Here is a 14,243-nt window from a genome sequence, read left to right on the forward strand (position 1 = left end):
ATTTGTAACGCTGCCGCATTAGTCACGTGCTACTGTTTTAGCAATGCGTTCAGTATCATAATCTTGATTGATGATACACTTTTTCCGAAACACTAACTTTCATAATATGAGGAATCTATGTCAGACGTAGTCAAAGACAACTCAGATCAGGAAAAGAGCTATTCCGAGCTGCACCGTCCTGCATCAGAGTTCAAAAGCCGCTCTGATTACCTGGATCACGAACTGCAGATCATGAAGCCACGCCGCTTCGGACTAAACCTGCCTGGCCGTGATTTCCGTTTTGAGCTCGAAGACCTGGTGCCGGCACTGGCAGGTACTATCGGCATTATCGCGATGTACTCCGCGGTAATGATGTCTTGGGCTGACGGCCTGACTCAGGCGTGGGACCACATCAACCTGGGTAAAGAATTTGCGATCGAAGTTGCTCGTGTGGAAATGCTTTTCCCTGCGCTGTTCTTCTGTGTTATCGCTTCAGGCTTCCTGAACCCGCGCGCAAACCTTGCGGGTAACCACGGACCAATGATCCCTCTTATCGGTGCAATTGCGCTTGCCGGTGCTCACCCTCTTGCTTTGGCAATCCTTCTGGGTGTATTTGGTCTGCTGCTGAGCTACTTCAAAGGTGGTTCGAAACTGGTCAACCTGACTTCGGAAGGTACCGCCGGCGGCTTGCTTATCTTCCTTGGTTTTACCGGTACCATGAGCCAGATCGGCTCTATCCAGTCTTGGGCAACCGGCCTTCAGTCTGCTGAAGTTGCAGCAGGCAGCATGGGCTACGTTGGTCTGGTGGTACTGGGTGTGACTATCGGTATCTATGCATTCCTTGCAAAAATCGGCATGCGCTGGCTGGCAATTCCGGTTTGTGCGTTTGTTGGCCTGATCATCGCTCTGGTAATGGGTGCAGGCTTTGACCTTCAGTTTGAAACTGAAATGGGTCTGCCTAACCTGAACCCTGTTTACTGGTGGGGCAGCACTGAGACGGGCTGGCAGCTGGGTCTTCCAAACCTGCAGCACTTCATCGCGTCTCTGCCGTTCGCTATCCTGGCCGTTGCCATGTGGTCTCCTGACTTCCTTGGCCATCGTATTTTCCAGGAATTGAACTATCCTAAGAAGACTGAAAAAGTACTGATGGATGTTGATGACACTATGACTATGTGTTCTATCCGTCAGATGGTTGGTACCGCGCTGGGTGGTGGTAACATCACTTCTTCATGGGGAACTTACATGATCCCTGCGGCAATCGCGAAACGTCCGATTCCTGGCGGCGCGATCATCCTGGGTCTGCTGGTTATGGGTATCGCAATCCTTGGTTTCCCAATGGACGTAGCGGTATGGCCACCAGTAATGCGTGTTGCTCTGCTGGTAGGTGTATTCCTGCCTCTGCTTGAAGCAGGTATGCAGATGGTTAAAGACACCAAAGACTCTCAGGCTGCTGGTATCTGTATCTTTGCATCGGTTGTTGCTAACCCGGTACTGGCATGGGCTCTGACCATGTTCCTGGATAACAACGGCCTGATCGGCGACAAAGAGCGTGCTGAGCGCCTGTCGTTTGCAGATAAGATCATCATCCCTGTGGGTGTGTTTGTTATCTGTCTGATCGCGATGCTTGCGGTTGGTATGCTTGAAGGCCAGTACGGCATTCCTGCCTTCCTGTAAGTTATCGGAAATCAGGTAATTTTGTTTGGGTAGTGTTAACGCACTACCCAAACTTTATGTGCAGTGTTTAAGTTTTATTGATTTAGTTTAAGGTTTACAAAAAATTTTTAGACTAACCTTGAAATCTGTCAGGAAAATGCCAATATGTGTGACCATGCGCTACGCGACGTAGTCACACATATTTTCATTTATATAAAGAGTGTGCTGTTTGCCGTAGGGTGTTGATGCACTCAACAGCCCAAACAGTACGTGTTTTTTCTACTAAAAAGGTAGGTATGTCATGGCAGAGCAATTTGCTAAAGCTTGGGAAGGTTTTGCTGAAGGTGAATGGCAAAACGAAGTAAACGTACGTGACTTCATCCAGAAAAACTACGCACCGTATGAAGGTGACGAGTCTTTCCTGGTTACTGAAGGTACTGAAGCAACTAACAAGCTTTGGGCTAAGGTAATGGAAGGTATCAAGCAGGAGAACTCTACTCACGCTCCTGTTGATTTCGACACTTCAGTTATCTCTACCATCACTGCTCACGATGCAGGCTACATCGAGAAAGACCTGGAAACTATCGTAGGTCTTCAGACTGACGCTCCTCTTAAGCGCGCAATCATCCCTAACGGTGGTATCCGTATGGTTGAAGGTTCTTGCAAAGCTTACGATCGCGAGCTGGATCCACAAGTTAAGAAAATCTTCTCAGAGTACCGCAAGACTCACAACGCAGGTGTATTCGACATCTACACTCCAGAAATCCTGAAGTGTCGTAAGTCTGGTGTTCTGACTGGTCTGCCTGACGCATACGGCCGTGGTCGTATCATCGGTGACTACCGTCGTGTTGCTCTGTACGGTATTGACTTCCTGATGAAGGACAAGCTGGCTCAGTTCGCTTCTCTGCAAGAGAAGTTCGAGAACGGCGAAGACCTGCAGATGACTATGCAGCTGCGCGAAGAGATCGCTGAACAGCACCGTGCTCTGGGCCAGATGAAAGTTATGGCTGAGAAATACGGCTGTGACATCTCTCGTCCTGCTGAAACTGCACAAGAAGCTATCCAGTGGACTTACTTCGGTTACCTGGCTGCTGTTAAATCTCAGAACGGCGCTGCTATGTCTCTGGGCCGTACTTCTACTTTCCTTGATATCTTCATCGAGCGCGACATCGCTGCTGGCAAGATCACTGAAGTAGACGCACAGGAAATGATCGACCACTTCGTAATGAAGCTGCGTATGGTTCGCTTCCTGCGTACTCCTGAGTACGATGATCTGTTCTCTGGTGACCCAATCTGGGCTACTGAGTCTATGGGTGGTATGGGTCTTGACGGCCGTACTCTGGTTACCCGTACTAACTTCCGCTTCCTGAACAGCCTGTACACCATGGGTCCTTCTCCAGAGCCGAACATCACTGTTCTGTGGTCTGAGCAGCTGCCTGAAGGCTTCAAGAAGTTCTGTGCGAAAGTATCTATCGATACTTCTTCTATCCAGTACGAGAACGACGACCTGATGCGTCCGGACTTCGAGTCTGACGACTACGCAATCGCTTGTTGTGTATCTCCAATGGTTATCGGTAAGCACATGCAGTTCTTCGGCGCTCGTGCAAACCTGGCGAAAACTCTGCTTTACGTAATCAACGGTGGTGTTGATGAGAAGCTGAAAATCCAGGTTGGCCCTGAAATGCCTAAGATCACTGACGAAGTTCTGAACTTCGACGACGTGTGGGGCAAACTGGACCACTTCATGGACTGGCTGGCTAAGCAGTACGTGACTGCACTGAACAGCATCCACTTCATGCACGACAAGTACAGCTACGAAGCTGCACTGATGGCTCTGCATGACCGTGACGTTCGCCGTACTATGGCTTGTGGTATCGCAGGTCTGTCTGTTGCTGCTGACTCACTGGCTGCAATCAAGTACGCAACTGTTAAACCAGTACGTGACGAAGACGGCGTAGCTACTGACTTCGAAATCGAAGGCGACTACCCTAAATTCGGTAACAACGATGCTCGCGTAGATGACATCGCTTGTGAGCTGGTTTCACGCTTCATGGACAAGATCCGTAAGCTGAACACTTACCGTAACGCTATCCCAACTCAGTCTATCCTGACTATCACTTCAAACGTGGTATACGGTAAGAAGACTGGTAACACGCCTGACGGTCGTCGTGCTGGTGCTCCTTTTGCTCCAGGTGCGAACCCAATGCACGGTCGTGATGAGAAAGGTGCTGTAGCATCCCTGACTTCTGTTGGTAAACTGCCGTTTGCTGATGCGAAAGATGGTATCTCTTACACCTTCTCTATCGTTCCTAACGCTCTGGGTAAAGACGAAGGCGCTCAGCGTGCTAACCTGGCTGGTCTGATGGATGGTTACTTCCACCACGAAGCTGGTATCGAAGGTGGTCAGCACCTGAACGTTAACGTTCTGAACCGTGAGACTCTGGAAGATGCAGTTAAGCACCCAGAGAAATACCCTCAGCTGACAATCCGTGTATCTGGTTACGCTGTACGCTTCAACTCTCTGACTGCAGAGCAGCAAGCTGACGTAATCGCACGTACTTTCACTGAATCTCTGTAATAAGAGCTTTAGCTGAACAGTAAAAGGGCTGGCATCGCGCCAGCCCTTTTTTATTGGCTGCCGCTCCCAACTGCAGCGGCTCTGTCTCACAACAGATAACCTTATCTGTGATACTCACTCCAGCCTGACTCCCAATTCTCTCTTGTTGCTCACGGAAGAAACGCCTCGTTCGTTCTATTCTTTAAATATCAATTACTAACTGGTTCAGATATGAAGAAGACGTGGTTGCTTAGCCTGACAGCCCTGCTGCCTGCATACACTTCGGCCCACGGGCTTACACTCAGCATAGATAATGACGGGATATTCGGCAGCGACAAAGACTACAGTTCCGGGTTGTATCTCGACTATTACCAGCGCCTTGAATCCTCACCACTGGTCCTTCTCAGCACATCAGACGCCCGGCACTACTGGGGCATCCGTCTCGGCCAGCAAATCCTGACGCCTGACGATATAGAGTCACCAGTTCCCATTGAAGGGCAGCGGCCTTACGCAGGTCTTTCATATCTCGAAGGAAGGCTTGTATCCATAACCAGCGATAAGTTCGCTGCTGTTGAAGTGATGCTTGGCACCATGGGAGAAAACTCGCTGGCCCATGACGGGCAGTCGATCATTCACTCCATTATTGGCTCACCGGATCCCAAAGGATGGGCATACCAGATAGAAGAGCCCGCTGTCTGGGGAGTGACAGGGCACTACTTCACCGCACTGTCACGGGATAAAAACACAGAGCTGAGCTGGCAGTCCCGCGCCCAGCTGGGTAACTTCCAGCCGGAAATCGCAACCGGGTTGATGTGGCGATCAGGGCAGTATCTGGAACAGAGCTATGGCAGCAACCATATCCGCTATTATGCCCCCACCTCAGCCCTCTATATGGATGAGCCTGCCTCCGGCTGGTACTGGTTTGCCGGAGCGGAAATTCGTTACCGCTTTGCCGACCTGACCGTGAGCGGCAATACCAACAAACCCATTCCCCGCGTGGATGTTCAGCACCTTCAGGCCACCGCAGTAGCGGGTGTTCAGCTCCTGTTTGGTGACAACTGGGGAGTCGGATTCAATGCTGCAGTAAAATCACCGGATTTCAAACAGGATACGGCCATTGCACATGCCATTGGTTCAATATCACTGAACTGGCGTTTTTAACTCCCCTCAGCTCTCCAGGCCAAAGCTGAGTAATTTCCAAACATCAGACGCGGATTGGGCCGTTTCGACTAGGTTGACGCCGGTTTTTGTAATAAAATGACGGCAAAAATACATACAGAGAAAAGTTCATGTCTACAACTGGTCGCATTCACTCATTCGAATCCTGTGGCACTGTCGATGGCCCTGGCATCCGTTTTATCGTCTTTATGCAGGGCTGTCTGATGCGCTGCAAATACTGTCATAACCGTGACACCTGGGACACTCATGACGGCAAGGAAGTCAGCGTTGATGAGATCATCACCGAAGCCAAAAGCTACAAGCACTTTATGAATGCGTCTGGTGGCGGCGTGACCTGCTCTGGCGGCGAAGCCATGCTGCAGCCAGAATTTGTACGTGACTTCTTCCGCGCAGCGAAAGCAGAGGGCATGCACACCTGTCTGGACACCAATGGCCATATCCGCCGTCATACTGATGTGGTTGATGAAGTCCTCGAAGTCGCTGACCTGGTGATGCTTGACCTGAAACACATGAAAGATGAGATCCACCAGGACCTGATCGGTGTATCTAACAAACGTACTCTCGATTTTGCCCGCTACCTGCACAAAATCGGCCAGACCACCTGGATTCGCTATGTAGTCGTACCTGGTTACACCGACGACGAAGAGTCTGCGCACCTGCTGGGCGAGTTCATCAAGGACATGGACAACATCGAAAAAGTTGAGCTGCTGCCGTACCACAAACTGGGCGCGCACAAGTGGGAAGCTCTGGGCCATGATTACCCGCTGGAAGGCGTGGAGCCTCCGTCAAAAGAGACCATGGAAACCATCAAAGACATCCTGCTTCAGTACAACGACAACGTTAAATACTGATCCTCAAAAGCCAGCTGCCCAGCTGGCTTTTTTCATTCCGGCCTCTCTGGTTTGTCCATCTTCTGCAATAACCCTGTTTGTGGCACGGATGTTACGGACACAAAATGTGCTAACAGCTTTGATTCTGTGTTGAGATCATGTTTCAAACAGAAAAAATCCTGTTACTCTTATTCGCGAATGAATTATTAGAAGTAACGAGGCCATAAATGGAAATGACCAACGCTCAACGCCTGATCCTGTCAAACCAGTACTACCTGATGGCACAGATGGATCCGGAAAACTCACAAAAATACAAACGTCTGCAAACCATCGTTGAACGTGGTTACGCACTGCAAATGCAGGAGCTGAACAAAGACTTCGGCTGCCTGGAAGAAGACGAGTGCCGCGAAATCATCAACATGATGGAGATGTACCACGCGATGCAGGAGTCTTACAAAATGCTGTCTGGCGAAGACCAGTCACAGGTTGATGCCCGCCGCCTGACCTTCCTGGGCTTTGATATCGCCAGTGAAGCACAGCAGGTGAACTATGTTCGCTTCCTGGTGGACTCTGAAGGCCTCTACCCTCAGTTTGACAAAGGTGACCACCACTTTAACTCCCAAATCCCGATGCACGACAAGTATCGCCGTATGCTGCGCACCTGGCAGAACTGCCCGCGCCAGTATCACCTGTCTCCGGCTGAATTCCAGCAAATCTTCAACGCATAAGCGCAAAGGCTGCAGACACCACTGCAGCCTTTTTACCTCTCCCCTCTGTTTACAGCCCTGCCATTCACGCGCTAAATACCAGCAACACCATCGATTACAGAATGTGCAATACCATCCATAAGCGCTCTTTTCCAGCCCGTTTTTTTCCTTCGCTACCCAGGTCAAACTTTTACTTTATATTTTAAATAAATGTCGAAAAATTAAGCATAATTCTAAAACGCCGTCTAATCTTTAATACTGACGGAAGTGACATTTCGCTGTTTTTGCTAAACAGGTTTAGAGGGGTATTCGCTATGAGCATTTTCGACCACTACCAGGCGCGCTATGAAGCAGCCAAGGATGAAGAACTATCAATACAGGACTTTTTGTCACTATGTCGTGAAGATAAAAGCGCTTATGCCAACGCAGCAGAACGCTTGCTTCTTGCGATCGGTGAGCCCGAGATAATCGATACCGCGCAGGATCCGCAACTCAGTCGTATCTTCTCCAACCGGGTGATCTCCCGGTATAAGACATTTAAAGATTTCTACGGTATGGAAGACGCCATCGAGCAGATCGTCTCCTACCTCAAACACGCCGCGCAGGGGCTGGAAGAGCGCAAGCAGATCCTTTACCTGCTGGGCCCGGTTGGTGGCGGTAAATCGTCACTTGCTGAGAAGCTGAAAGCCCTGATGGAAAAAATGCCCATCTATGTACTTTCTGCTAACGGAGAGCGCAGCCCGGTGAACGATCACCCGTTCTGCCTGTTCGATGTAAATGAAGACGGCGACCTGCTCAAGTCCGAGTACGGCATTGAGAAGCGCTATATTCGCTCAATCATGTCTCCATGGGCAGCCAAACGCCTGCACGAATTTGGTGGTGATATTTCCAAATTTAAAGTGGTGAAAGTACGTCCGTCCATTCTGGACCAAGTGGCCGTCGCCAAAACCGAGCCAGGTGACGAAAACAACCAGGACATCTCATCTCTGGTAGGTAAAGTCGATATCCGTCAGCTTGAACACTACTCCCAGGATGACCCGGATGCCTACAGCTATTCCGGTGCCCTGTGTCGTTCCAACCAGGGCCTGATGGAATTTGTTGAGATGTTTAAGGCCCCGATCAAGGTCCTTCACCCGCTGCTGACCGCGACTCAGGAAGGCAACTATAACGGTACCGAAGGTCTGTCTGCCCTGCCGTTTGACGGTATGATCCTGGCACACTCCAACGAGTCCGAATGGCAAACGTTCCGTAACAACAAGAACAACGAAGCATTCCTCGACCGAGTGTATATTGTAAAAGTGCCATACTGTCTGCGCGTTTCTGAAGAGGTGAAAATCTACCAGAAGCTGCTCGACAACAGTGAACTGGCGCTCTCTCCCTGCGCACCAAGCACACTGGAGATCCTGTCTCAGTTCAGCATCCTGTCCCGCCTGAAAGATCCGGAAAACTCCTCCATCTACTCTAAGATGCGTGTTTACGATGGTGAGACCCTGAAAGACACCGACCCGAAAGCCAAGAGCTATCAGGAGTACCGTGATTACGCCGGTGTCGATGAAGGCATGTCAGGTCTGTCGACCCGTTTCGCCTTTAAGATCCTGTCACGGGTATTCAACTTCGACCAGACCGAAGTGGCGGCTAACCCGGTTCACCTGTTCTATGTGATTGAACAGCAGATTGAACGCGAACAGTTCCCGCAGGACATGGGAGAGCGTTACCTTGAATTCCTGAAAGGGTATCTGGTTCCGAAATACATCGAGTTTATCGGTAAGGAAATCCAGACCGCGTACCTGGAGTCCTACTCCGAATACGGTCAGAACATCTTTGACCGTTACGTCACCTACGCTGACTTCTGGATTCAGGATCAGGAGTACCGCGATCCGGAAACCGGTCAGCTGTTTGACCGCGCGGCTCTCAACAACGAGCTGGAAAAAATCGAGAAAACCGCCGGGATCAGCAATCCAAAAGATTTCCGTAACGAAATCGTCAACTTTGTCCTGCGTGCCAAAGCAAGCAACAACGGACAAAATCCGGTCTGGACCAGTTACGAAAAACTGCGCACCGTTATCGAGAAGAAAATGTTCTCCAATACCGAAGAGCTGCTGCCGGTTATTTCGTTTAACACCAAGACCTCAACCGATGATCAGAAAAAACACGACGACTTTGTCGCCCGTATGATGGAGAAAGGCTACACCAAGAAACAGGTCAGATTGTTGTCTGAGTGGTATTTGCGGGTTCGTAAGTCCTCTTAATACCTGTCAGGCGGTGCCCGGGGACATTTCCGGGCATCACCGCTGACCGGTAGAACGCAACAGATGTACAGGTGTCTTAGCCAGGTAACGCCCTTGCTGAGCACGGTTAAGACACTTTGATGTTTCAAAGGGAGTAACTTATGGCTCAATTTATCGACAGAAGGCTCAACGGTAAGAAACGCAGTACGGTGAACCGTCAGCGTTTTTTGCGCCGTCATAAAGAGCAGATCAAAGAGTCCGTCGCTGATGCCGTCAATCGCCGCTCCATTACCAATACGGAGACCGGTGAAGACATCTCGATCCCACACAAAGACATAAAAGAGCCGGTATTCCACCACGGACAGGGTGGCGTACGGGACCGGGTGCACCCGGGTAACGATCAGTTCTCACCCGGAGATAAAATAGAACGTCCAAAAGGTGGTGGCCAGGGCGGAGGCTCTGGTGAAGGTGAAGCCAGCCCGGATGGTGAAGGCCAGGACGAGTTCGTATTCCAGATCTCCAAGGACGAGTATCTCGATATTCTGTTCGAAGACCTGGAGCTGCCTAATCTTCGCAAAAACCAAATCAACAAAATCACAGAGTGGAAAACCCACCGCGCCGGTTTCCAGACTGCCGGGATCCCGGCCAATATCTCTGTGGTTCGTTCACTGCAACAGTCACTGGCACGCCGTACGGCAATGACAGCAGGTAAAAGGCGCCTGCTGAATGAGCTGGAGGAGGAGCTGGAAAAAATCAAAAATACCGAGCCAGCACAGCCTCTGGAAGAGAAGAAAATCACAGAACAAATCGAGGAGCTGAGAGCAAAAATAGAGAAAGTGCCGTTTATCGACACCTTCGACCTGAGGTTTAAAAACTACGAGAAGCGCCCGGTTCCTTCCAGCCAGGCAGTCATGTTCTGTCTGATGGATGTATCGGGTTCAATGGACCAGGCAACCAAAGACATCGCCAAGCGATTCTATGTACTTCTTTATCTGTTTTTAAACCGCACCTATGAGAACGTCGATGTAGTGTTTATTCGCCACCATACTCAGGCTAAAGAAGTAGATGAGCATGAATTTTTCTACTCACAGGAAACCGGTGGCACCATAGTATCGAGTGCACTTAAGCTGATGGATGAGATTGTAAAAGATCGCTATCCACTTAATGAATGGAACATCTACGCCGCCCAGGCTTCAGATGGTGATAACTGGGCCGATGACTCACCAAGGTGTAAAGAGTTGCTGGTCAACAACCTGTTGCCGAGCTGTCAGTACTACTCTTACATCGAAATCACCCGCCGCTCTCACCAGACACTGTGGCACGAGTATGAAAAACTGACGGAAGCTTTTGACAACTTTGCGATGAAAAACATCCGCTCGGTTGACGATATTTTCCCGGTATTCCGGGAACTGTTTCACAAAGAAACAGCATAGGGAGGTGCGCGATGACTACCAAAACCAAAGCCAGCAGCAAAAACAAGAACATGCTGCCTGACGGGCCAGACTGGACTTTTGAGCTGCTTGAGCGTTACCACACCGAGATCAAGCGTGTCGCGGCTCATTACAGGCTGGATACTTACCCCAATCAGATTGAGGTGATAACAGCTGAGCAGATGATGGATGCCTATTCCAGTATCGGTATGCCGATCAATTACCACCACTGGTCGTTCGGCAAAAAGTTCATTCAGACTGAGCAAAACTATAAACATGGCCACATGGGGCTGGCCTACGAGATCGTGATTAACTCCGACCCCTGTATTGCCTATCTGATGGAGGAGAACACCGTCACCATGCAGGCACTGGTGATGGCGCACGCCTCTTACGGCCACAACTCATTTTTCAAAGGTAACTATCTGTTCCAGACCTGGACCGACGCCAGCTCAATCGTCGACTACCTGCTGTTCGCCCGCAATTACATTGCCCAGTGTGAAGAGAAACATGGAGTAGAAGAGGTCGAGAACCTGCTCGACTCCTGCCATGCGCTGATGAACTTCGGTGTTGACCGATACAAACGTCCGGAAAAAATCTCCATCGTGGAAGAGAAAGCACGCCAACACGCCCGGGAAGAGTACCTGCAATCTCAGGTCAATGAGCTGTGGCGAACAGTGCCTAAAAACACAGAAAAGGAGAAAGTCGAACGTCCCCGTTTCCCGTCTGAACCGCAGGAGAACATCCTCTACTTCATTGAAAAGCATGCGCCTCTTCTGGAGCCATGGCAGCGTGAGATCGTGCGTATTGTACGTAAGGTAAGTCAGTACTTTTATCCTCAGAAGCAAACCCAGGTCATGAACGAAGGCTGGGCTACTTTCTGGCATTACACCATCCTCAACCACCTGTACGATGAAGGGCTGGTATCCGAGAAGTTTATGCTGGAGTTCCTCCACAGCCACACCAATGTGGTGATGCAGCCTCCATACAACAGCCCTTACTTCAATGGTATCAACCCTTATGCACTTGGCTTTGCCATGTTCCAGGACATAAGACGTATCTGCGAAGAGCCTACCGACGAAGACAAAGAATGGTTCCCGGAGCTGGCCGGCAGTGACTGGCTGGATGCCCTTCACTTTGCAATGGCAAACTTTAAAGATGAGAGTTTTATCAGCCAGTACCTGAGTCCGAAACTGATGCGGGACTTTAAGCTGTTTGCCATCCGCGATGATGACAGGAAAAATTACGTTGAAGTCAGCGCTATCCACAACGAGACCGGTTACCGCGAAGTACGTGAGCTGCTGGCCTCCCAGTACAACCTCAGTAACCTGGAGCCAAATATTCAGGTATGGAATGTAGACGTACGCGGAGACCGTTCACTGACCCTGCAGTATGTACCGCATAACCGTATCCCGCTGGATAAGAGCTATAAAGAGGTCCTTAAACACCTTTATCGTCTCTGGGGCTTCGATGTCATCCTTCAGCAGGCAGCTGAAACCGGTGGCACAGAAATTCTCGGTGTCTGTCCCGAAAGGGAAAATTATTCGGGTGAAATCTGACCCGTTCCCCTCTGGCCCGCTCAAGCGGGCCTTTTTTCAAATTGACAAACCCCTCTCCAGCCGTTTTAATCCCTTACTTAGTTTGCTTTTGCAGCATATACTTAGACAAACCGGGCTACTTTCCCGGGAACGCAATGAAATGAACTGTGCCGCTGTGGAAACGGTGGCAAACAGACAACAAAAGAGCCAGACATGCGCGATAATCCAAACATCATTACCTGCTTACTGCCTGCCTACAACGAAGCTGAAAACCTGCCTCACGTAGTAAAAGAAGCCAGCGAGTTCCTGCGCGACTTCTGTAACGAAGTCGAAATCCTGGTGGTAGACGACGGCAGTTCCGATGACACCGTCGCTGTTGCCCGTCAGCTTTCTGAAGAATACCCGGTATCCCTTGTTAAGCTGTCACGTAACTTCGGTAAAGAGATCGCCATCAGCGCCGGCCTGGATAAAGCCCGCGGTGACGTAGTGATCCTGATGGACTCCGATGGTCAGCACCCGCTGAAAGTCGTGGAGCAGTTCATCACTCACTGGCGTGAAGGTTATGACATGGTTTACGGCGTGCGCGACAACCGTGCAGATGAGTCATTCGCCAAACGTGCGTTCACCAAAGTTTACTACAGCCTGCTGAACCGGATTTCTGACGTACACATCCACCCGGACGCTGGTGACTTCCGCCTGATCGGCCGTAACGTGGTCGATGCGCTGAATGCCCTGCCGGAAAGAACCCGGATGATGAAAGGCCTTTACGCATGGGTAGGCTTTAAGACCAAATCCGTGACCTTTGAAGTGGAGGAACGCCTGAGCGGCACCAGTACATTCCGTTTCCGCGACCTGACTTCACTGGCGATCACCGGCCTGACCTCATTCAGCAGCATTCCACTGAAAATCTGGATGGTCATTGGCTTTGGTATCTCTGCACTGTCTTTTGCCTATGGTCTGCTGATCCTGTTCAAAACACTGATCTTTGGCGCAGACGTACCCGGCTGGCCAACCCTGACCGTTGCTATCTTCTTCCTCGGTGGTATTCAGCTGCTTTCCATTGGCATCATGGGTGATTACCTTGCCCGCGTATTCAGTGAAGTGAAAAAGCGCCCGCTGTATATCATCGAAGAATATAAGCAAAGCGAAGACAAGCTGAAAAAAGAAAGCCAGGAAGAAGCGTAATGAAGCAGATCATCGTCTGCGCCGATGACTATGGTATGGCCCCTCAGGTTGATGAGGCCATACTCGAACTGATTAGCAATCACCGCATCTCAGCAACCAGCTGTATGACTCTGATGCCAGGCTGGCAGCAAAGTGCCCGCCAGCTGGCCCCCTTAGCAGACAAAGCGGCGTTCGGCCTTCATTTTGACCTTGGGGATACCGCTCCCCTTGGCCAGCTGATGCTGCGTTCAATGCTGCGCTCTGTTGACAGCGCCGCGATTCTGGACACACTGAAAAAGCAACTCGACCGGTTTGAAGATGAAATGGGCTGTGCACCAGACTATATAGATGGTCACCAGCACGTTCACGCCTTCCCTCAGATCCGCGATATCCTGCTGACTGAGCTGAACGAGCGCTACCATGACCATCCACTGTGGATACGTGACCCGGCTGTACCACTGACAGGGCACGACTCCGGCGTTAAGGCAGTGGCGATAAAGCTGCTTAACCATGGCTTTCAGAAAGCCATTCATAGCGCGGGCTTTACCCACAATAACGGCTTTGCCGGTCTCTACTCCATCAGTGAAAAAGCGGATTTTGCCACTATGATGGAAGGCTGGTTATCCGCGCTGCGTCATCAGGGGCTGATCATGTGTCACCCATCTGTTTCAGGTTCTGATGTCGAACATGCCGCTGCCCGTGAAAAAGAGTACGAGTATCTGATGTCAGACCGCTACAAAGAGTATCTGCTTCACGCAAATATTCACCTGACAAATTTTAAAAGTCACCACTAATCAACATCTTGTCTGAGTTCCACCCGGAGCTCAGACGCAGCGCAAACTCCTGGCAATCTCTCCTTTTCTCCCCGCACATTTATTGCTATAACCAAAAGCAGGAACAGGATGTTTCCATATCGTGGGTAAGATGCCAATCCCAGCTATTTACCGCCATGGTCGGTAAATCAGAGGCATTGGTATAATG

10 protein-coding genes are annotated in these 14,243 nt (G+C 50.3%); all 10 read left to right on the forward strand.

Features of this window, described 5'->3' with window-relative positions; all coding sequences use genetic code 11:
• Positions 1 to 117 precede the first annotated feature (117 nt).
• The 10 genes from ACVB80_RS04970 to ACVB80_RS05015 all read left to right on the forward strand — a co-directional run bounded on the left by ACVB80_RS04970 (position 118) and on the right by ACVB80_RS05015 (position 14,056).
• Positions 118 to 1,653 (forward strand): DUF3360 family protein, encoded by a 1,536-nt coding sequence (locus ACVB80_RS04970; RefSeq protein WP_481080165.1) that lies wholly within the window; start codon positions 118 to 120, stop codon positions 1,651 to 1,653.
• Positions 1,654 to 1,933: 280 nt separating this feature from the next.
• Positions 1,934 to 4,210 (forward strand): formate C-acetyltransferase, encoded by a 2,277-nt coding sequence (gene pflB, locus ACVB80_RS04975; RefSeq protein WP_481080166.1) that lies wholly within the window; start codon positions 1,934 to 1,936, stop codon positions 4,208 to 4,210.
• Between the two features lie 210 nt (positions 4,211 to 4,420).
• Positions 4,421 to 5,350, forward strand: a complete 930-nt coding sequence (locus ACVB80_RS04980; RefSeq protein WP_481080167.1) for a lipid A deacylase LpxR family protein — start codon at positions 4,421 to 4,423, stop codon at positions 5,348 to 5,350.
• Between the two features lie 128 nt (positions 5,351 to 5,478).
• The gene (gene pflA, locus ACVB80_RS04985) at positions 5,479 to 6,219 is read left to right on the forward strand and encodes a pyruvate formate lyase 1-activating protein (RefSeq protein ID WP_481080168.1); all 741 of its coding nucleotides are present in this window, start codon (positions 5,479 to 5,481) and stop codon (positions 6,217 to 6,219) included.
• Between the two features lie 206 nt (positions 6,220 to 6,425).
• A complete protein-coding gene (locus ACVB80_RS04990; RefSeq protein ID WP_481080169.1) occupies positions 6,426 to 6,926 on the forward strand; it encodes a YfbU family protein in 501 nt (166 codons plus the stop codon).
• Positions 6,927 to 7,219: 293 nt separating this feature from the next.
• Complete coding sequence (locus ACVB80_RS04995; protein ID WP_481080170.1) at positions 7,220 to 9,154, forward strand: PrkA family serine protein kinase; 1,935 nt, start codon at positions 7,220 to 7,222, stop codon at positions 9,152 to 9,154.
• 140 nt (positions 9,155 to 9,294) lie between these two features.
• Positions 9,295 to 10,566 carry a YeaH/YhbH family protein gene (locus ACVB80_RS05000; RefSeq protein ID WP_481080171.1) on the forward strand — a complete coding sequence of 424 codons (1,272 nt, stop codon included), beginning with the start codon at positions 9,295 to 9,297 and terminating at the stop codon, positions 10,564 to 10,566.
• Positions 10,567 to 10,577: 11 nt separating this feature from the next.
• Positions 10,578 to 12,119 (forward strand): SpoVR family protein, encoded by a 1,542-nt coding sequence (locus ACVB80_RS05005; protein WP_481080172.1) that lies wholly within the window; start codon positions 10,578 to 10,580, stop codon positions 12,117 to 12,119.
• A gap of 192 nt (positions 12,120 to 12,311) precedes the next feature.
• Positions 12,312 to 13,283 carry a glycosyltransferase family 2 protein gene (locus tag ACVB80_RS05010; protein ID WP_481080173.1) on the forward strand — a complete coding sequence of 324 codons (972 nt, stop codon included), beginning with the start codon at positions 12,312 to 12,314 and terminating at the stop codon, positions 13,281 to 13,283.
• Positions 13,283 to 14,056 carry a ChbG/HpnK family deacetylase gene (locus ACVB80_RS05015; protein ID WP_481080174.1) on the forward strand — a complete coding sequence of 258 codons (774 nt, stop codon included), beginning with the start codon at positions 13,283 to 13,285 and terminating at the stop codon, positions 14,054 to 14,056. Before ACVB80_RS05010 ends, ACVB80_RS05015 begins: the two co-directional genes overlap by 1 nt.
• The last annotated feature ends 187 nt before the right edge of the window (positions 14,057 to 14,243 follow it).

It is taken from the genome of Vibrio sp. 9-16B-A1 (assembly GCF_056726165.1).